At 74.8% G+C, this 18579-nt stretch carries 17 protein-coding genes; 7 read left to right on the top strand and 10 right to left on the bottom strand.

The features are described from left to right. Positions 1–44: 44 nt before the first annotated feature. From ACI79G_RS00215 to ACI79G_RS00205, 3 genes are read right to left on the bottom strand one after another with little or no spacing between them, the layout of a single operon-like run. Positions 45–995: a Gfo/Idh/MocA family protein gene (locus ACI79G_RS00215; RefSeq protein ID WP_456878634.1), complete on the bottom strand. Its 951-nt coding sequence runs from the start codon at positions 993–995 to the stop codon at positions 45–47. A 39-nt stretch (positions 996–1034) separates the two neighbouring features. Next, positions 1035–2003, bottom strand: a complete 969-nt coding sequence (locus tag ACI79G_RS00210) for a Gfo/Idh/MocA family protein (protein ID WP_456878632.1) — start codon at positions 2001–2003, stop codon at positions 1035–1037. Then, complete coding sequence (locus ACI79G_RS00205) at positions 2000–3118, bottom strand: glycosyltransferase family 4 protein (protein WP_456878630.1); 1119 nt, start codon at positions 3116–3118, stop codon at positions 2000–2002. The genes ACI79G_RS00210 and ACI79G_RS00205 overlap by 4 nt, the downstream gene beginning before the upstream one ends. A 174-nt stretch (positions 3119–3292) precedes the next feature. On the opposite strand from ACI79G_RS00205, the gene ACI79G_RS00200 reads away from it, so the two are divergent. Continuing rightward, a complete protein-coding gene (locus ACI79G_RS00200; RefSeq protein WP_456878628.1) occupies positions 3293–3706 on the top strand; it encodes a PPOX class F420-dependent oxidoreductase in 414 nt (137 codons plus the stop codon). Positions 3707–3969: 263 nt separating this feature from the next. Here ACI79G_RS00200 and ACI79G_RS00195 read toward each other — a convergent pair whose 3' ends face one another. The 6 genes from ACI79G_RS00195 to ACI79G_RS00170 form a co-directional block, all read right to left on the bottom strand. Then, the gene (locus ACI79G_RS00195) at positions 3970–6072 is read right to left on the bottom strand and encodes a xanthine dehydrogenase family protein molybdopterin-binding subunit (RefSeq protein ID WP_456878626.1); all 2103 of its coding nucleotides are present in this window, start codon (positions 6070–6072) and stop codon (positions 3970–3972) included. Continuing rightward, a complete protein-coding gene (locus ACI79G_RS00190) occupies positions 6069–7082 on the bottom strand; it encodes an FAD binding domain-containing protein (RefSeq protein WP_456878624.1) in 1014 nt (337 codons plus the stop codon). The genes ACI79G_RS00195 and ACI79G_RS00190 overlap by 4 nt, the downstream gene beginning before the upstream one ends. Continuing rightward, a complete protein-coding gene (locus tag ACI79G_RS00185) occupies positions 7079–7591 on the bottom strand; it encodes a 2Fe-2S iron-sulfur cluster-binding protein (protein WP_456878622.1) in 513 nt (170 codons plus the stop codon). The genes ACI79G_RS00190 and ACI79G_RS00185 overlap by 4 nt, the downstream gene beginning before the upstream one ends. 73 nt (positions 7592–7664) lie before the next feature. Beyond that, positions 7665–8534, bottom strand: a complete 870-nt coding sequence (locus ACI79G_RS00180; protein ID WP_456878621.1) for an NAD(P)-dependent oxidoreductase — start codon at positions 8532–8534, stop codon at positions 7665–7667. 70 nt (positions 8535–8604) lie between these two features. Next, positions 8605–9087, bottom strand: a complete 483-nt coding sequence (locus ACI79G_RS00175; RefSeq protein WP_456878620.1) for a hypothetical protein — start codon at positions 9085–9087, stop codon at positions 8605–8607. Continuing rightward, entirely contained in the window at positions 9084–11561 is a 2478-nt protein-coding gene (locus ACI79G_RS00170) for a molybdopterin oxidoreductase family protein (RefSeq protein ID WP_456878618.1), read from the bottom strand. The genes ACI79G_RS00175 and ACI79G_RS00170 overlap by 4 nt, the downstream gene beginning before the upstream one ends. A 134-nt stretch (positions 11562–11695) precedes the next feature. Between ACI79G_RS00170 and ACI79G_RS00165 the strand changes: the two genes are divergently transcribed. The 3 genes from ACI79G_RS00165 (at position 11696) to argG (ending at position 14773) form a co-directional block, all read left to right on the top strand. Further along, the gene (locus ACI79G_RS00165) at positions 11696–12634 is read left to right on the top strand and encodes a helix-turn-helix domain-containing protein (RefSeq protein WP_456878616.1); all 939 of its coding nucleotides are present in this window, start codon (positions 11696–11698) and stop codon (positions 12632–12634) included. Then, the gene (locus ACI79G_RS00160) at positions 12631–13161 is read left to right on the top strand and encodes a dihydrofolate reductase family protein (RefSeq protein ID WP_456878614.1); all 531 of its coding nucleotides are present in this window, start codon (positions 12631–12633) and stop codon (positions 13159–13161) included. The genes ACI79G_RS00165 and ACI79G_RS00160 overlap by 4 nt, the downstream gene beginning before the upstream one ends. Before the next feature lie 163 nt (positions 13162–13324). Continuing rightward, entirely contained in the window at positions 13325–14773 is a 1449-nt protein-coding gene (gene argG, locus ACI79G_RS00155) for an argininosuccinate synthase (RefSeq protein ID WP_456878612.1), read from the top strand. Between the two features lie 90 nt (positions 14774–14863). On the opposite strand, the gene ACI79G_RS00150 is transcribed toward argG, so the two are convergent. Further along, positions 14864–15652 carry a putative hydro-lyase gene (locus ACI79G_RS00150; protein ID WP_456878610.1) on the bottom strand — a complete coding sequence of 263 codons (789 nt, stop codon included), beginning with the start codon at positions 15650–15652 and terminating at the stop codon, positions 14864–14866. A 350-nt stretch (positions 15653–16002) separates the two neighbouring features. On the opposite strand from ACI79G_RS00150, the gene ACI79G_RS00145 reads away from it, so the two are divergent. Genes ACI79G_RS00145 through ACI79G_RS00135 form a run of 3 tightly spaced genes read left to right on the top strand, consistent with a single transcriptional unit; the run spans position 16003 to position 18571 of the window. Next, positions 16003–17193 carry an NRAMP family divalent metal transporter gene (locus ACI79G_RS00145; protein ID WP_456878608.1) on the top strand — a complete coding sequence of 397 codons (1191 nt, stop codon included), beginning with the start codon at positions 16003–16005 and terminating at the stop codon, positions 17191–17193. Positions 17194–17207: 14 nt separating this feature from the next. Next, positions 17208–17960 carry a LamB/YcsF family protein gene (locus ACI79G_RS00140; RefSeq protein WP_456878606.1) on the top strand — a complete coding sequence of 251 codons (753 nt, stop codon included), beginning with the start codon at positions 17208–17210 and terminating at the stop codon, positions 17958–17960. After that, positions 17960–18571 carry a 5-oxoprolinase subunit B family protein gene (locus tag ACI79G_RS00135; RefSeq protein WP_456878604.1) on the top strand — a complete coding sequence of 204 codons (612 nt, stop codon included), beginning with the start codon at positions 17960–17962 and terminating at the stop codon, positions 18569–18571. Before ACI79G_RS00140 ends, ACI79G_RS00135 begins: the two co-directional genes overlap by 1 nt. Positions 18572–18579 lie beyond the last annotated feature (8 nt).

Raw genomic sequence — 18579 nt, 5'->3', positions numbered from 1 at the left:
CCTCGCTCGCTGGCGCTCGCTGCGATGCTCACGCCTCTGTCCGCTCACAGCCGCACCGTCCCGCCGTCGGCGGCCGCGGTGGCCACGGCGACCGCCAGCCGGTGGGTGCGCAGCGCCTCGCGGTACGGCGTCCGGACGTCGTGCCCCTCGCCGCGCACGGCGGCGACGAAGGCGCGGTCCTCGGCCTCGAAGGGGTCGACGTCGCGGTCGATCGTGCGCTCGCCCTCGGCGTCGGTGACCACCAGCCGGTGCTCGGTGAGCCACAGGCCCAGGCCGGGCGCGACCAGCTCGACGCCGATCCGGTGCGCGCGGGGCAGCAGGCAGCTGTTGGAGAAGGACCCGACCGCGCCGCCCTCGAAGCGCAGCGCGGCGGTGCAGACGTCGAGGATGTCGCCGGGGCCGTCGGGCGAGCGCGAGCCGGTGGCCCAGCCGCCCTCGACCTCCCCGACCAGCACCCGGGCGACGTCGAAGAGGTGCGTGGCCTGCTCGACGGTCTGCCCACCGGAGCCGTCCTGCCGCGCCCACCAGTCCACCCGCGGCGCCTTGTCCAGCCACGTGCCGAGCACCATGCGGGGCGGTGCCCCGGCGAGCAGGTCGCGCGCCGTCTCGAGGGTGTCGAGGTAGCGCCAGTGGTAGCCGACGGCGGTGAGCAGGCCGGCGGCGTCGATGCGGTCGGCCAGCGCCTCCGCGGTCGCGAGGTCGGTCGCCAGCGGCTTCTCGACGAACAGCGGCAGCCCGCGCTCGACGGCCGCCGACTCGACCTCGCCGTGCGCGTGCGGCGGGACGCAGACCCACAGCGCGTCGAGCCGCTCCACGTCGAGCAGGTCCGCCCAGTGCGCGTAGGCCGCGGCCCCCGCGCGGGCGGCGAGCACCTCGGCGCGGTCGGCGCGCGGATCGGCGATCCCGGCGACGGTCACGCCCTCGATGGAGGTGAGCGCGTCGAGGTGCCGACCGGCGATGAACCCGGCCCCGACCAGGCCGATCCTCGTCGTCATGTCCGCCTCCTGCCCGGGCCGGCCGGACGGCAACCCTCGTCAGCCCCCGAGCCGGACGGGCCCGCCCTCACGCCCTGCCCGGTCGGCAGCGCAGGCCAGGGCGTGCGAGCGCAGCCCCTCGGCGTAGGGGACCCGCACTCCGGGGGCCGCCCCGAGCAGCACGTCGACGAACTCCCGGTCCTCGGCGGCGATGGGGTCCTCGGCGGAGCCGGTGGTCTCCTCCCCCTCGGCGCCGGAGACGCGCAGCTGGTGGTCGGACAAGCCGCGCTCGGTCACCTCCACGGCGAGCCCCTCGGTGACCAGCTGCAGCCCGACGGAGTGGCGGCGGCCGAGGACCCGCGCCGAGGAGATGCTCCCCACGGCGCCCGAGGCGAAGGTCAGCAGCGTGGTGGAGGCGGCCGGCACGTCGCCCTCGGGTGCGGCCCGCTCGACCGCGGCGACGGTGTCGACCTCGCCGGCGAACAGACGGGCGAGGTCGAACAGGTGGGTGGTCTGCTCGACGACCTGCCCGCCCGAGGCCGCCCGGCGCGACCACCACGGCGCACCGGGCGTGCGGTCCAGCCAGGCACCGGTCACCAGCTGCACGGGCCGGTCCCGCAGCAGCTCCTGCGCCCGGTGCACGAGCCCCAGGTGCCGCCAGTGGTAGCCGACGGCGGTGGTCAGCCCGGCCGCCGCGACCTCGGCCCCGATCGCCTCGGCGGTGGCCAGGTCCGGCCCCAGCGGCTTCTCCACGAAGAACGGCAGGCCCCGGGCGATCGCCGCGGCCTCCAGGGGCCCGTGGGCGAACGGCGGGACGCACAGCCAGACGGCGTCCAGCTCCTCGCTCTCGAGGAGCGCGGTCCCGTCCGGGTACGGCCGCGCGCCGGAGCGCGCGGCGGCCTCCTCGGCCCGCGCGGGGACGGCGTCGGCGACCGCGACGACCGCCACGTCGTCGAAGCCGGCGAGCGCGGCCAGGTGCCGGCCGGCGATGAAGCCCGTGCCGACGACGCCGACCCGCAGGCGGGTCACCGCAGCGCCCCGCGCAGGACCGACTCGTAGACCGCTGCGGTGTCCCTGGCCATCCGCTCCCGGGTGAACCCGGCCAGGTACCGGCGCCGGCCGGCGTCACCCTGGCGGCGCCGGAGCGCGGGGTCGGCGAGCAGCCGCGCCAGGGCCGCCCCCAGGGCGGCGGGGTCCCCCGACCGCACCAGCGCGCCGGTGACGCCGTCCTCGACGACCTCCTCGGTGCCGATCACGCGGGTGCCCACCACCGGGAGCCCCTCCTCCATCGCCTCCAGCGCCACCAGGGGCATCCCCTCGTGCCGCGAGGGCAGCACGAACACGTCGGCCGCGGCCAGCAGCTGCCGGGCGTCGGCCCGGTGGCCGGTGAACCGGACGGCGCCGCCCACGCCGAGCCCGGCGGCCCGCTTCTCCAGCGCCTCGCGCAGCGGCCCGTCGCCGACCAGCACGACGGCGAGGTCCGGGAACCGCCCCAGCAGCCCGGGGACGGCGTCGACCAGGTGCCACTGGCCCTTCATGTGGGTCAACCGGCCCACGGTGAGGACGACGGGCTGCCGCGGGTCCAGGCCCAGGGCGGCGCGGGCGGCGTCCCGGCCGATCCGGTGGCGCAGCGGCGCCACGCCGTTGAGCACGGTGGTGAACCGTTCCGGGGGGACGCCGATCCGGGAGTAGGTGCGGCGCAGCCCCTCCGAGACGGCGATCAGCCGGTCGACCTCCTCGATCGCGTGGTGGTAGGCCCGCCGCTTGCGCGGGGAGGACACCAGGTAGGGCAGGTGCTGGGTCTGCACGACCGCCGAGCACCCGGCGCGGCGGGCGAGGCGCACGCCGTCCCAGTCCTCGCAGCCGGTGCCGACGTGGCAGTGGAAGACGTCAGCGGGGGAGGTGGCGAGGGAGTCCGACACCACGGCGGCGAAGCGAGGGTCGCGGGGTGAGGGCAGCTCCACGGTGCGGGCGCCCAGTTCGGCGGCACGGTCCAGCAACCGCCGGCCGCCCACGGTGGGTCTCAGCATCAGCGCCACGTCGGCCGTCCCGGTGAACTCGGCGATCAGGTCCACCATGTGCGCGCCCATCCCCGAGGGGTCGGTCGACGGCGTGTAGAAGCAGATCGAGCGGCGCACGGCCATCGGCGTCCCCCGTGGTCGGTGGGCCCCCGTGGGCTCCGGGGACGAGGAAGCTATCGCCCCTCGCACCTCCGTGTGACCTGGAGCACACCGCTTTCCTGCCGGGCTCGCGGGAGCTCCGCAGCCGCCACCTGACCCTCCGTGCGTGCCGGGCGACGGACCGGGTAGCACCGTCCCGTGGCTGACACCCAGGACGGTCCCGACCTGCACCCGACCACCCGCGAGCTGGCCAGCGGCCCGAACTACGCCGCGATCAGCACCCTGATGCCGAGCGGACACATCCAGACCCAGTACATCTGGGTCGGCGTCGAGGGAGACCGGTTGTTCGTCAACACCAAACCGCACCGGCAGAAGTTCCGGGACCTCGAACAGGACCCGCGGGTGACCCTGGCGATCCGGGACGAGCAGAACCCGTACCGCTACGCCGAGGTCCGGGGTCGCGTCGTCGAGACCGAGCGCGGCCAGCGCGCCCGCGACCAGATCGACGAGCTGTCCCACAAGTACGACGGCAAGCCCTACCCCGCCGAGAACATCAAGACCGAGCGGGTCACCGTCTGGATCGAGCCCGAGCGGCAGACGATCGCTGGCTAGAGGAGGACCCCCGGTCCCCTACGGGGACGGGCGTGCCGCGGCGCCCCCGAACAGGCTCCTCTCCGGCGCCGGTCGGGCTTCCCGCCCCCGGCGGCCTCGGGGGCACGGCCGCCACCGATCCCCCCGTGGGAGGTCCCCCCTCCTCCCTGCGAGCAGGGGTGGAGCTGCCACGGAGGTCCTGCACCTCGGGCCGGTCGGCGGTTGCAGCGGTGACCGGGGTCGGTGACCGCGGCCGGGCGGGGCCCGATCCACCGACCTCCCGGTCACCGCGGCTGGTCGAGGCCGGCCAGCAGCTTGTCGAGGGTCACCGGCAGGTGCCGCACCCGGACGCCGGTGGCCCGGTGGACGGCGTTGACGACGGCCGCGGCGGTGCCGACGATGCCGATCTCCCCGATGCCCTTGGTGCCCATGGCGTTGACGTACGGGTCGTGCTCGTCGAGCCAGTGCGCCTGCACGTCGCCGACGTCGGCGTTGACCGTGACGTGGTACTCGGCGAGGTCGTGGTTGGCGACCTGTCCGACGCGCGGGTCCCACACGCTGTTCTCGTGCAGCGCCATCGACAGCCCCATCGTCATCCCGCCGATGAACTGTGACCGGGCCGTGCGGGGGTTGACGATCCGGCCGGCGGCGAACACACCGAGCAGCCGCGGCACCCGCAGCTCCCCGGTGTCGGCGTGCACCCGCACCTCCACGAACTGCGCACCGAAGGCGTAGGAGGCGTGGTCCTCGTCCTGGGCGGCCTGGTCGACGGCTCCGGAGGTCTCGTCGCCGTCCTCCGGGCGCGGCCCGAACTTGCCGCGGAACTCCCGCGCGGCCACCACCACCGCCGAACCCCAGGTGTTGAGTCCCGAGGAGCCGCCGGCCACCGAGGCGACCGGGTACCGCGTGTCGCCGATGCGCACCTCGACGTCCTCCACGGGCACGCCGAGCGCGTCGGCGGCGATCTGCGGCAGCGTCGTCCAGGTGCCGGTGCCGAGGTCGGCCGCGCCGATCTCGGCGACGTAGCGCCCGTCCTCGTAGCGGATGGTCGCCGTCGACGTCGCCTGCCGCATCGTCGGGTAGACCGACGAGGCGACCCCGGTGCCGACCAGCCAGTCCCCGTCGCGGTGGCGCGGCGCCGGGCGGTCGGCCCAGCCGAAGCGCTCGGCGCCCTCGCGCAGGCACTCCACCAGGTGCCGGCTCGACCAGGGCTTCCCCGTGTCCGGGTCGACCTCGGGCTCGTTGCGGACGCGCAGCTCGACCGGGTCGATGCCGAGGGTCTCGGCGAGCTCGTCCACGGCGACCTCGGGCCCGAACATGCCGGGGCACTCCCCGGGAGCGCGCATCCACGAGGGCACCGGCACGTCGAGGGCGGCCAGCCGGTGCGTGCTGCGCCGGTTGGGCGAGGCGTACATCATCCGGGCCGGGACGCCGGTCTGCTCCGCGAACTCCTTGATCCGCGACGTCTGCTCGACGACGTCGATGGCGATCGCGGACAGCCGTCCGGTGCGGTCGGCGGCGAGCTGCACCCGCTGGATGGTCGGCGTGCGGTACCCGGCCAGGGTGAACATCTGCTGGCGGGTGAGTGCCAGCTTGACCGGCCGGCCGGGCAGCGCCCGGGCGGCCAGGGCCGTGAGGACCACGTTGGCGTGCGGGGTGCCCTTGGAGCCGAAGCCGCCGCCGACGTAGGGGCAGACCACCCGCACCTGCTCCTCGGCCAGCCCGAGGACCTCGCACACCGCCGACCGGTCGGGGTGCACGCCCTGGGTCGAGTCCCACAGGGTGAGGAACCCGTCGCCGGAGGGGTCCCACAGCGCCGTCGTGGCGTGCGGCTCGAGCGGGTTGTTGTGGTACATCGCCGTCGAGTAGGTCTGCTCGAGGGTCACCTCGGCGGCGGCCACGGCCGCGGCGACGTCGCCCTCGGCGGTGTCGGTCTGGTGGCCGGCGTTGACCTGCTCCGGCGCGTAGAGGTCGTCGCGGTCGACCGACAGCACCGAGTCGTGCGGCCGCTCGTCGTATCTCACCCTCACCAGGTCGGCGGCCTGCCGCGCGAGCTCGGAGGTCTCCGCGACCACGACACCGACCAGCTGGCCGCGGAAGGCCACCTCCTCGCTCTGCAGCACGGCGAGCTCGGCGTCCTCGGTCGAGGCCAGCCGCTCGGCGTTCGAGACGGTGAGCACCGCGAGCACGCCGTCGAGCGCCTCGGCCGCGGCGGTGTCCATCGCGGTGACCCGGCCGCGCGCGATCGTGGCCTGGACCGGGTGCGCGTACGCCGGGCGCTCCACCGGCGTCTCGTAGGCGTAGGCCGCCGTCCCGCGGACCTTGGCCACGCCGTCGCGGCGGACCAGGTCGCGGCCGATGGCGCGCGGCTCGAGGAGATCGGTCACCGGGATGCCTCCGTCAGGTCGCGCAGGGTCGCCACGACGGTGCGCGTAACGAGCGGGATCTTGAAGCCGTTGCCGCCGTCGATCCCCGGCTGCGGCTGGGCAGCGGTCAGCTCGACGTCCATCGCGTGCCCGACGGCGTCCCCCGTGAGCTCGCCGCCGCGCAGGACCTCCTCGGCGCGGGTGGCGCGCCAGGGCTTGTGCGCGACCCCGCCGAGCGCGATCCGGACGTCGTCCCCCGCGACCACCACCGCCACCGACACCAGGGCGAACGCGTAGGAGGCCCGGTCGCGGACCTTCCGGTAGGCCGACCGGGCACCGGCCGGCAGCGGCGGGAGGTCGATCGCGGTGACCAGCTCGCCGTGCTCGAGCACCGTGTCGCGGGAGGGGTCGTCGCCGGGCAGCCGGTGCAGGTCGACGAACGGGACGGTGCGCGCACCGGCCGGGCCCAGCACCTGCACCTGCGCGTCGAGGGCGGCCAGCGCGACCGCCATGTCCGAGGGGTGCGTCGCGATGCACGTCTCCGGCGCCGAGGCGTCCGGCAGCGCCGCCGGCACCCCGAGGACGGCGTGGTAGCGGGTGTAGCCGCCGACCGCCGAGCAGCCGCTGCCCGGCTCGCGCTTGTTGCAGGCCGTGGTGACGTCCTGGAAGTAGACGCAGCGGGTGCGCTGCAGCGGGTTGCCGCCGGTGGTGGCCAGGTTGCGCAGCTGCCCGGTGGCGCCGGCCAGCAGGGCCTGCGCGAGCACCGGGTACCGCTCGCGGACCCGCCGGTCGGCGGCCACCTCGCTGTTGGTCGACGCCGCGCCCAGCCGCAGCCCGCCGTCCGGCAGGTCGCCGATCTCCCGCGAGGTCAGCGTGCGGACGTCGACGACCAGGTCGGGCCGGGCGACGCCGAGCTTGAGGTGGTCGACCAGGTTGGTGCCGCCACCGAGGAAGACGGCGTTCGGCTCGGCGGCGACGTCGCGCACGGCCTCGGCGACGCTGCCCGGGCGGGCGTAGGCGAACGGCCTCACGCCTGGGCACCCCCCGCCTGCCGCACGGCCGGGGTGATGTTCGCGTAGGCCCCGCAGCGGCAGAGGTTGCCGCTCATCCGCTCCGACACCTCGGCGTCCGTCAGCTCCGGGTCGGCGGTCAGGTCGGCGCTGGCGGCGCTGGGCCACCCGCGCCGCACCTCGTCGAGGACCCCGACCGCCGAGCAGACCTGCCCCGGGGTGCAGTAGCCGCACTGGAAGGCGTCGTGGTCGAGGAACGCCTGCTGGACCGGGTGCAGCTCGCCCTCGGCGGCCAGGCCGTCGGCGGTGGTGACCTCCGCGCCGTCGTGCGCCACCGCCAGGGCCAGGCAGGACAGCGCCCGGTCGCCGTCCAGCAGGATCGTGCAGGCCCCGCACTGGCCGTGGTCGCAGCCCTTCTTGGGGCTGGTGTTGCCCAGCCGCTCGCGCAGCGCGTCCAGCAGGGAGGTGCGGGTGTCGACGGTCAGCCGGCGGGTCTCGCCATCGACCCGCAGGGTGATGTCCGCGTCCATGGACCGTCCGGTTCCCGATCGCCCCACGACCGCAAACCGCAGCCCCTGGCGTGGCGGACGGTCCTCGGGTCGGTCAGCCGCGCCCGGGGGTGAGGCCGACGAGGACCGCCGCCAGGTCGGCCGCCGCCGGGTCCGGCAGCCGGCCGGCCGCGGTCTCCATGGTCGCCAGGACTGCGGCGGTCAGCCGGTCGTCGACCCCGGCCTCCCGCAGCGCGGCCCGGATGAGCCGCGCGTCCTTGGCCGCCCCGGTGAGGGCGAAGCTGACCGGGAACTCGCCGTCGAGCATCAGGCCGGCCTTGAGGTGCGCGTACGGGGTGTCCAGCGGGCCGCCCTCGATCGCGGCGAGGAAGTCGCGCGGGTCGACGCCGAGCCCGCGGGCCAGCGCCACCGACTGGGCCACGCCGGCGGTGACCATGAACAGCCAGGCGTTGCAGGCCATCTTCAGCCGGCTGCCGGCCCCGGCCTCGCCGAGCCACAGGGTCTTCGACCCGAGCGCCTCGAGCACCGGGGCCAGCCGCGGGCGGACCTCCTCCGGGCCCGAGGCGAGCAGCACCAGCGCCCCCTTCTCGGCGGGCTCCTTGGTGCCGAGGACGGGGCAGTCGACCAGCACCAGGTCCAGCTCCCGGGCCGCGGCGACCGTCCGGTCGGCGCCCTCCAGCCCGACGGTCGAGGTCTGCAGCCACACGGTGCCGGCCGCCGGTGCGGCCTGCCGGACCACGTCGAGGACGGCGTCGGCGTCCAGGAGCATGGTGAGGACGACGTCGGCGCCGTCCACCGCCCCGGCCGGGGAGTCGAACGCCTCCGCGCCGGTGCCGGTCAGCGCCCGGGCCTTGACGGGGTCGCGGTTCCACACCCGGACGGGGACGTCCGCACGGCGCAGCGACCGCACCATCCCCGCGCCCATCGTGCCCGTGCCCAGGACCGTCACCACCGGTGTCGCCATGCGGCCAGTCTGCGGTGGGGACCGGGAGCGCACGAACCGGCCGGCCCCCTGCAGGTGGCGGGGTCCTCCCTCAGCTCACCAGGATCTGGGTCGCGGACTCCTTGATGCGGCTGTTCGCCCACTTGGCCTGGCGCAGGGTCTGCGGGTGGCAGCGCTGGGCGAGGGCCAGCAGGTCGGTGTCCCGGATGCCCTGCGCGACCTGGGCGACCATCTCCCAGTCCGCGTGGACCCCGGTGGCGTGGGTGAACAGGCTCCGCAGGTCGCGCAGCAGCAGCAGCGCCGGGGCCGAGCGCCGGCCCAGCCGGTCGCTGACGGCCTCGCTCAGCCGGGCCAGCAGGGCCGGCTCGCCGGCCGGCTCGGGGTCGAGGCGCACGCCGTACCGGTCGCCGAAGGCGGCCAGCCGCCGCACGTGGTCCTGGGACCAGGTGGCCAGGTCGCGGCCGACGTGGAAGATCTCGTGGTCGGCCTTGTGCCGCTCGGCGACGGCCAGCAGCTGGTGCGCGAGGGAGTTCTCCGAACGGTGCAGTTCCTCCAGTGCCAGGCCGAGCCTCACCGCCGTCCTCCTCCGTCGGGCAGCGTTTGGAGCGCCCCGTGCTCGGTCACCAGGGCCGCCGGGCCACCGCGGGTCGGCGGGACGGCGGTCCCGACCGGCGCGGAGCCGGTGGTGGTGGGTGCCGGTGAGCTGCCCCGCCGGGACCAGCGCACCCTCCGCACGGAGGCCACCGCGGTCTTGACGATCGGTTGCTTGGACACCGGTCCCCAGTCGGTGAGCGTGAGCTCGTTCGCCGCCCGGCGGTGCCGGTGCCCCCCGTTCCGGGAGCCGCTGTCCCAGTAGCCGTAGTGGAAGGGAAGGAACAGCACGCCGTCGCGGATGCCGCTGACCCGCAGCCGGGCCCGCGCCGACCCGCGCGGCGTCGACACCTCCAGCAGGTCACCCTCCCGGGCGCCCAGCCGCCCGGCGTCCCCGGCGGACATCTCGACCCAGACGTCGCGGGCCGCTGCCTGCAGCTGCGGTGCGCGCCCGGTCTTGGTGCGGGTGTGGAACTGGTAGAGCGTGCGCCCCGTGACCAGGGAGAACGGGAAGTCCGCGGAGGGCATCTCGTGCGGCGGGACGTAGTCGGCGGCCTTGAGCAGTGCCCTGCCGTCGGGGTTGAGCGCCCGGTACTCGTCCTCCTCGAACGGCGCGCCGGTGAGGATGTCGCGGCCGTAGCTCTCGCAGTGGTCCGGGTCGCTGTGGAACCGTCCGTCGGCGTAGAGGCGCTCCGTGCCCTCGGGCGCCTCCTCGGTGCAGGGCCACTGGATGCCGCTGCCGCCACGCAGCTTGTCGTAGGTGATGCCGGTGTAGTCGCAGGGCCGGCCGCGGGAGCACTCCTTCCACGCCTCGAAGGCGCCCTCCGGGTCCGACCACTTCACCAGCGGGGCGCCGTCCTTGTCCCGCAGCCCCAGGCGGTGCGCGAAGTCGACGAGGATGTCCAGGTCCGGCCGGGCCTCGCCCGGCGGGTCGACCGCCTTCTCCGACAGGTGCACGGTGCGGTCGGCGTTGGTGAACGTCCCCGTCTTCTCCCCCCAGGTGGCCGCGGGCAGGACGACGTCGGCCAGCTGCGCGGTCTCGGTGAGGAAGACGTCCTGCACCACCAGGAACAGCCGCTCCTGGGACAGGATCGAGCGGATCCGGGCGAGCTCGGGCAGGGACACCGCCGGGTTGGTGGCGATGACCCAGAACATCCGCAGCGAGCCCTCCTCGAGGTAGCGCAGCTGCTGCATGGCGTGCGTCGGCGGCGAGTGGTGCGGGATGTCGGTCGGCTCGACGTTCCAGATCCGGGCGAGGTCGGCGACCTGGGCCTCGTTGGACCAGTTGCGGAAGCCCGGCAGGTCGCCGTCGGCACCGGCCTCCCGGGTGTTCTCCGCGGTGGGCTGGCCGTTCATCTGCAGGATGCCGCAGCCCGGTCGTCCGAGCATCCCCCGCACCAGGTGCAGGTTGTTGACCTGGACGGCGGCGGCCGTGGCCTGGTGCGACTGGTAGAAGCCCTGCAGCACCGTGGACAGCAGCCGCTCCGCCCCGCCGATGACCCGGGCGGCCTGGCGGATCTGCTCGGCCGGCACGTCGCAGAGCCCGGCCACCACGTCGGGCGGGTACTCGGCGACCGTGCTGGCCAGTTCGTCGAAGCCGATGACGTGGGCGTCGAGGTACTCCCGGTCGATCCAGCCGTTGCCGATGACCTCGTGCAGCAGGCCGTTCATGAGGGCCACGTTGGTCCCCGGCCTCGGTGCCAGGTGCACGGTGGCCGCGCGGGCCACCGGGGTCATCCGGGGATCGACGCAGACCACCTGCGGCGGGTCGGTGCCCTCGAGGCGGTCGAGGATGCGGCTCCAGGTGACCACCTGCGTCTCGGCCATGTTGTGCCCGAAGAGGCAGATGACGTCGGCGGAGTCGATGTCGGCGTAGGAGCCCGGCTGCCCGTCGCTGGCGAAGGACTCCTTGAGCGCGGCGGCGGCGGTGGCGTTGCACAGCCGGGTGTTGCCGTCGACGTGGGGGGTGCGCAGGCCGCCGTGGGCGACCAGGCCGAGGGTGTAGTAGTCCTCGAGGAAGAGCTGGCCGGAGTTGTAGAAGCCGATCGCGCTGGGCCCCTGCTCGTCCAGCAGCTCCCGGCAGCGGGTCACGACGGCGTCCATCGCGGTGTCCCAGTCGGTCTCGACCAGCTCGCCGCCGCGGCGGACGAGCGGCCTGGTCAGCCGGTCGGGCGAGGCGTTGGCCTGCCAGCCGAACAGGTCCTTGGGGTCGAGCCGGCCGCGGTTGACCCGGTCGACGGCCCGGCCGCGGACGCCGACGATCCGGTCCCCCTTGACCGCGATGTCGAGGGCGTCGCCGTTGCTGTGCAGGATCGACGCCGACTGCACCCAGCGCTCGACGTCGTCCTCGGTCAGCCCGTCGGCGAGGTACTGGTCGACGCGGGTCGGCCAGGTCTCCCCCGGCCCGTACGGCGTCCGGGTCCCCCACGGCTCGGCGATGCGGTCGGTCCTCGACATGGCCGCCGCCGTACCCGCAGGTCCGGGCCTCCGGAACCCCGGTCGCACGACGGACCGGACATCGGGCCGGCGGTCGCGAAGGAGCGCAAGAACGGTCGGGCGCGGGACCGCCGTCCCCGGCCAGACTCCTCGACGTGGCCGACGACGACCCCCTCCCCGGGCGGGACCGACTCCGCGAACTGCTCGACGCCGTCCTCGACGAGGACAACCGCACGCTGCCCGACATGGCCGGCGACGCCTTCGCCAGCCCCTGGTACTTCGCCCGGCAGGTGAGCCGGGGCGCCGGGGAGCCGCCGGTGGCCCTGCGCCGCCGGGTGCTGCTGGAGCGGGCGGCGTGGCAGCTGCGCGAGGGGTCGAGCGTCACCGCGGCCGCCTTCGCCGCCGGCTACGAGTCGGTCGAGGGCTTCGCCCGCGCCTTCGCCCGCGCCTACGGCCGCTCCCCCGGCACGCCGGACGACGACCGCCCGCGCACCCGCGACGAGCACTGGCTGCCGGCGCCCAACGGCATCCACTTCCACCCGCCGACCTCGCTGTGGGTCGCCGACGAGGGCCGGCGCGGCACCCCGGACGAGGTGACCGCCCTGCTGGTGCACCACGACGTCGAGGACACCCGAGCCCTGCTCGAGGCCGCGAAGGCGCTCCCGGACGGGGAGTACCGGCGCACCCGGCTGCCCGGGCACTCGGTGCTCCCCTGGGACGGCCCCGAGGAGTCGGTCGCCGCGGTCCTGGACACGCTGGTGTGGAGCAAGGAGGTGTGGCTGGCCTCGATCGAGGGCGCCGGGCACCCCGCCCGCGGCGCCGACGACCCGGCCACCCTGCTGGCCCGGCACGACGCCGTGGCGCCCCGCTGGCTGGCCGCCGTCCGGGACGTCGCCCGCCGCGGCGCGTGGGGCGACCGGCTGGTCGACGCGCTGTGCGAGCCGCCGGAGACCTTCGTCCTCGGCAGCGTCGTCGCCCACGTCCTCACCTTCTCGGCGCACCGGCGGCTGCTGGTGCGCCACCTGCTCCGGGACGCCGGCCTGGCCGTCGACACCGGGGACCCCATCGAGTGGCTGACCAGGAGGGACCGATGACGCGCACCGTCTACTACACCGCGACCAGCCTCGACGGCTTCATCGCCGACGAGCACCACTCGCTGGACTGGCTGCTCTCCCGGCACTCCGACGAGCACGGCCCGATGGGGTACGCGGAGTTCGAGAAGCGGGTCGGCGCACTGGCGATGGGCGCGACGACCTACCAGTGGGTGCAGGAGCACGACCCCGGCGCGTGGGCCTACACCGTGCCCGCGTGGGTGTTCACGCACCGGCAGCTGACCGCGTACCCGGACGCGGACATCCGGTTCACCGCGGCCGACGTCGCGGAGGTGCACGCGCAGATGGTCGCCGCCGCCGGGGACCGCGACGTGTGGATCGTGGGCGGCGGCGACCTGGCCGGCCAGTTCGCCGACCGCGGCCTGCTCGACGAGGTGGTCGTGGCGATCGCGCCGGTCACCCTCGGCGGCGGGGCACCGCTGCTGCCGCGCCGGCTGGAGCTGGTCCGCACCGAGGAGGCGGTCAACGGCGAGTTCGTCTGCATCCGCTACGACGTCGTCCGGGGGTGATCCCGCCGAGGCGCCCCGAGGCCGAGTGAGCAGGTGCGGTCGGCGGCGGGCGCCGACACGCCGCGCCCGGCGACCGCGACCGCCCACTCGGCCCGGCCAACCGGTCCGTGGGGCTGCCGACCCGGCGACGCATGGTCATTCACAGTCGTGCATACTTCTTCGCGTGTCCAAGGTGCTCACCTCCCTGCCCGTCGGCCAACGCGTCGGGATCGCCTTCTCCGGCGGTCTCGACACCTCGGTGGCGGTCGCGTGGATGCGCGACAAGGGCGCGGTGCCCTGCACCTACACCGCCGACATCGGCCAGTACGACGAGCCCGACATCAGCTCGGTGCCCGGGCGCGCCGCCGCCTACGGCGCGGAGGTCGCCCGGCTGGTCGACGCCCGTGCGGCGCTCGTCGAGGAGGGCCTGGCGGCCCTGACCTGCGGGGCGTTTCACATCCGCTCGGGGGGGCGCAGCTACTTCAACACCACCCCGCTGGGCCGCGCGGTCACCGGCACCCTGCTGGTGCGCGCCATGCTCGAGGACGACGTCCAGATCTGGGGCGACGGCTCGACCTTCAAGGGCAACGACATCGAGCGCTTCTACCGGTACGGCCTGCTGGCCAACCCCTCGCTGCGGGTCTACAAGCCGTGGCTGGACGCCGACTTCGTCACCGAGCTCGGCGGCCGCAAGGAGATGTCGGAGTGGCTGACCGCGCACGGTCTGCCCTACCGGGACAGCGCGGAGAAGGCCTACTCCACCGACGCCAACATCTGGGGCGCCACCCACGAGGCCAAGGCCCTCGAGCACCTGGACACCGGCGTCGAGATCGTCGAGCCGATCATGGGTGTGCGATTCTGGGACCCGGCGGTCGACATCGAGCCCGAGGACGTGACGATCCGCTTCGAGCAGGGCCGTCCGGTGGCGATCGACGGCAAGACGTTCGACACCGCCGTGGACCTGGTGCTGGCGGCCAACGCGATCGGCGGCCGGCACGGGCTGGGCATGTCCGACCAGATCGAGAACCGCGTCATCGAGGCCAAGAGCCGCGGCATCTACGAGGCCCCGGGCATGGCGCTGCTGCACGCGGCCTACGAGCGGCTGGTCAACGCCATCCACAACGAGGACACCCTCGCCACCTACCACAGCGAGGGCCGGCGACTCGGCCGGCTCATGTACGAGGGCCGCTGGCTGGACCCGCAGGCGCTGATGCTCCGGGAGGCCCTGCAGCGCTGGGTCGGGACGGCGGTCACCGGCGAGGTCACGCTGCGGCTGCGGCGCGGCGAGGACTACTCGATCCTCGACACCACCGGCCCGGCGTTCAGCTACCACCCGGACAAGCTGTCGATGGAGCGCACCGAGGACTCCGCCTTCGGCCCGTCGGACCGGATCGGCCAGCTGACCATGCGCAACCTCGACATCGCCGACTCCCGGGCCAAGCTGGAGCAGTACGCGGCCCTCGGCATGGTCGGCAGCGGGCACCCGCAGCTGATCGGCGCCGCGCAGGCGGCCTCGACCGGGCTGATCGGTGCCATGGCCGCCGGAGGTGCGGAGGCCATCGCCTCCCGCGGCACGGTCGCCGCCGACGAGCAGCTGCTCGACCGGGCCGCGATGGAGTCCGGCACGGATTGAGGACCCCGTCCTCCCCACCCTTCGCAAGCTCAGGGTGGGACCCGGGACGGGGCCGGCGGGGTCCTGCAGCGAGGTCGGCGGATCTGGGCCTCAGCTCTGGCGGTAGACCGCGTCGGGTATGTCGGTGACGAACATGTGCCCCGGCGCGTGGGTGATCGCGAACGGCGGCCGGGAGGCCATGAGCGCCGCCTGCGGGGTGACCCCGCAGGCCCAGAACACCGGGACGTCGCCGTCGGCGAACTCGACCGGGTCGCCGAAGTCCGGCCGGGCGAGGTCGGCGATGCCCAGGGCCTCGGGCACACCGACGTGCACCGGCGCCCCGTGCACCTGCGGCATCCGGGCGGTCACCTGCACCGCGGCGGCCACCAGCTCGCCGGGCACCGGCCGCATCGACACCACCAGCGGTCCGGACAGCCGGCCGGCGGGGCGGCAGGCCCGGTTCGTGCGGTACATCGACACGTTGCGGCCCTGCTCGATGTTGCGCACCGGCACACCGGCGTCCAGCAGCGCGGTCTCGAAGCTGAAGCTGCACCCGATGAGGAAGGTCACCAGGTCGTCGCGCCACAGGTCGACGACGTCGGTCGGCTCGTCGACCAGCTCGCCGTCCCGCCACACCCGGTAGCGCGGCAGGTCGGTGCGCAGGTCCGCCCCAGGCGCCAGCGCGGTGGACGTCGACCCCGCGTCGGTCACGTCGAGCAGGGGCACCGGCTTCGGGTTGCGCTGCCCGAACAGCAGCACGTCGTAGGCCCAGTCCTGCGGGACGACGACGAGGTTGGCCTGGGTGTAGCCGGGCGCCCAGCCCGACGACGGGACGGCGAGGCCGGCGCGGTAGTGCTCACGGGCGACCGCGGGGTCGGCGGCGGGCATCGTGGCGGTCACGGGGTCCTCCTCGGTCGGTCGCGAGAGGCCAGGTGCCCATGGTCCCCCGCCCACTCCCGCCCGGCTCGCCCGCAGGTCCCCCTCTGCTGTCCCTGGCCCACTGACCTGTCCGACCCCGCGGACGATCATGGAGCTGCGGGGGCGACACGCGGACGAGCCCCGGCGTGTCGCCGCGCCGACTCCATGATCGTCCCCGAGCGGCCCGCCGCCGGCGCGGACGGAGCGCCGCCCGCCCTCGCGTTGCCGCTCCCTGCAAGGGCCCCTAGCGTCGGACCCCCGCCGTCGTGGAGAAGCCCATGTCGCAGAGCCACGGACCCGCCCCCGCCACCCCCGCCCCTACCAGCAGCCGCATGGCCGCGGGCACGCGCTCCACCCTGCTCGGCGCGATGTTCCTCATGGCGACCTCGGCCATCGGCCCGGGCTTCATCACCCAGACGACGACGTTCACCGTCCAGCTGGGTGCCGCGTTCGCCTTCGCCATCGCCGTCTCGATCGTCATCGACATCGCGCTGCAGCTGAACGTGTGGCGGGTGATCGGGGTCAGCGGCCGGCGGGCCCAGGAGCTGGGAAACCTCGTCGCTCCCGGTCTCGGCTGGGTGATGGCCGCCTTCCTGCTGATCGGCGGGCTGGTGTTCAACATCGGCAACGTCGCGGGCGCGGGCCTCGGGTTCGACGCGATGCTCGGCCTGGACCCGAGGATCGGCGGCGCGATCTCCGCCGTCATCGCCATCGGGATCTTCCTCAGCCGCCGGGCGGGGGTCGCCGTCGACCGGATCGTCGTCGTCCTCGGCCTGCTGATGATCGTGCTGACCGCCTACATCGCGATCACCTCGGGCCCGCCGGTGGGCCGGGCGCTGCGCAACGTCGTCCTCCCCGAGGAGGTCTCCTTCCTGGCGATCACCACGCTGGTCGGCGGCACGATCGGCGGCTACATCGTCTACGCCGGCGCCCACCGGTTGCTCGACTCCGGGGTGACCGGCCGGGAGCACGTCCGCGACATCACCCGCGGCTCGGTCACCGGGATCGTGATCACCGGGATCATGCGGGTGGTCCTCTTCCTCGCCATCCTGGGGGTGGTGGCCGGTGGTGCCGACCTCGGCACGGAGAACCAGGCGGCCAACGCCTTCCAGATCGCGGCGGGCGAGGTCGGGTTGCGGGTCTTCGGCGTCGTGCTGTGGGCCGCCGCGATCACCAGCGTCATCGGCGCCTCCTACACGACGATCTCCTTCGTCACCTCCCGCACCCGCACGAGCGACCGCACCCGCACGCTGCTGGTGGTCGGCTTCATCGCCGTGACCACGCTGGCGTTCCTGCTCATCGGCGCGGCGCCGACGACGCTGCTGGTCTTCGCCGGCGCGTTCAACGGGCTGCTGCTGCCGATCGGGATCGCGGTGATCCTCTGGGTGGCCACCCGCCGGTCGGACCTGATGCACGGGTACCACTACCCGCGCTGGCTGCTCGTCGTCGGCTGGGTGGCGTGGCTGCTGACGATCTACCTGGCGGTCAACTCGGTCCGCCCGGTGATCGCGCTGTTCTCGTGAGGGGGGCTGTCGGGATGGACCTCAACTCCGACCTCGGTGAGGGCTTCGGCCAGTGGCGGTTGGGCGACGACGAGGCGCTGCTGGACGTCGTCACCAGCGCCAACGTGGCCTGCGGCTTCCACGCCGGCGACCCGTCGATCATGCGGCGGGTCTGCGCCCGCGCCGCCGAGGCCGGGGTGGCCGTCGGCGCCCAGGTCTCCTACCGCGACCTGGCCGGCTTCGGCCGCCGCTTCGTCGACGTCGAGCCCGACGAGCTGACCGCCGACGTGCTCTACCAGATCGGCGCGCTGGAGGCCTTCGCCCGGGTCGCCGGCACCCGGGTGCGCTACGTCAAGCCGCACGGCGCGCTCTACAACACGATCGTCAGCCACGAGGAGCAGGCGGCGGCGGTGGTGCGGGCGGTGGTCGCGTACGACCGCGAGCTGCCGGTGCTCGGCCTGCCCGGTTCGGCCTGGCTGCGGCTGGCCGACGAGGCGGGGCTGACGACGGTGGCCGAGGCGTTCGCCGACCGCGAGTACACCCCGGAGGGCACGCTGGTCTCCCGCCGGCTGCCCGGCGCCGTGCTGCACGACCCCGGCGAGATCGCCCGCCGCTGCGTCGCGATGGCCACCGGCGAGCCGGTCACCGACGTCGAGGGCGGCCTGCTGCGGCTGGCGCCGGACTCGATCTGCGTCCACGGCGACACCCCCGGCGCGGTGGCGATCGCCCGGCAGGTGCGCGAGGCCCTCACCGCGGCCGGGGTCCCGCTGGCACCGTTCGCCGCTTGATGCACGTCCTGCCCAGCGGGTCGACCGCGCTGCTGGTCGAGCTCGACGACCTCGACGAGGTCCTCGGGCTGTACGCCGCGCTCACGGCCGAGCCGCTCGAGGGGGTGGTGGACGTCGTCCCCGCGGCGCGCACCGTGCTGCTGGTGACCGACCCCGCGGTGACCAGCCTCGCGGCCGTGGAGCAGGCGGTGCGGCAGACGACGCCGCGCTCCGGCCGGCGGGACGGCGGGGAGCTGGTCGAGCTGCCGGTGGTCTACGACGGCGCCGACCTGGCCGACGTCGCCGCGCACCTGGGTGTGGACGCCGGCGAGGTGGTGCGCCGGCACACCGGCACGGAGTGGACCGTCGCCTTCTGCGGCTTCGCCCCCGGCTTCGGCTACCTGACCCCCGACGGCGAGCCGTGGCACGTCCCGCGCCGGAGCAGCCCGCGGACCAAGGTGCCGCCCGGCTCGGTGGCACTGGCCGGTGAGTTCAGCGGCGTCTACCCGCGGGAGTCCCCGGGTGGCTGGCAGCTCATCGGTCGCACCGACGTCCGCGTCTTCGACGTCGACCGCGAGCCGGCGGCGCTGCTGCGTCCCGGCGTCCGGGTCCGCTTCACGGAGGTCCGGTGACGCTGCAC

This window comes from Geodermatophilus sp. SYSU D00779, assembly GCF_054050595.1.
This window is presented reverse-complemented; position numbering and strand designations above follow the sequence as displayed.

What these genes read in the sequence shown, in the direction of transcription:
- ACI79G_RS00140 (WP_456878606.1), top strand. Translation starts at nt 17,208, where the DNA reads ATGGACCTCAACTCCGACCTCGGTGAGGGCTTCGGCCAGTGGCGGTTG.
- ACI79G_RS00145 (WP_456878608.1), top strand. Translation starts at nt 16,003, where the DNA reads ATGGCCGCGGGCACGCGCTCCACCCTGCTCGGCGCGATGTTCCTCATG.
- ACI79G_RS00215 (WP_456878634.1), bottom strand. Translation starts at nt 995, where the DNA reads ATGACGACGAGGATCGGCCTGGTCGGGGCCGGGTTCATCGCCGGTCGG.
- ACI79G_RS00170 (WP_456878618.1), bottom strand. Translation starts at nt 11,561, where the DNA reads ATGTCGAGGACCGACCGCATCGCCGAGCCGTGGGGGACCCGGACGCCG.
- ACI79G_RS00185 (WP_456878622.1), bottom strand. Translation starts at nt 7,591, where the DNA reads ATGGACGCGGACATCACCCTGCGGGTCGATGGCGAGACCCGCCGGCTG.
- ACI79G_RS00160 (WP_456878614.1), top strand. Translation starts at nt 12,631, where the DNA reads ATGACGCGCACCGTCTACTACACCGCGACCAGCCTCGACGGCTTCATC.
- ACI79G_RS00135 (WP_456878604.1), top strand. Translation starts at nt 17,960, where the DNA reads ATGCACGTCCTGCCCAGCGGGTCGACCGCGCTGCTGGTCGAGCTCGAC.
- ACI79G_RS00205 (WP_456878630.1), bottom strand. Translation starts at nt 3,118, where the DNA reads ATGGCCGTGCGCCGCTCGATCTGCTTCTACACGCCGTCGACCGACCCC.
- ACI79G_RS00180 (WP_456878621.1), bottom strand. Translation starts at nt 8,534, where the DNA reads ATGGCGACACCGGTGGTGACGGTCCTGGGCACGGGCACGATGGGCGCG.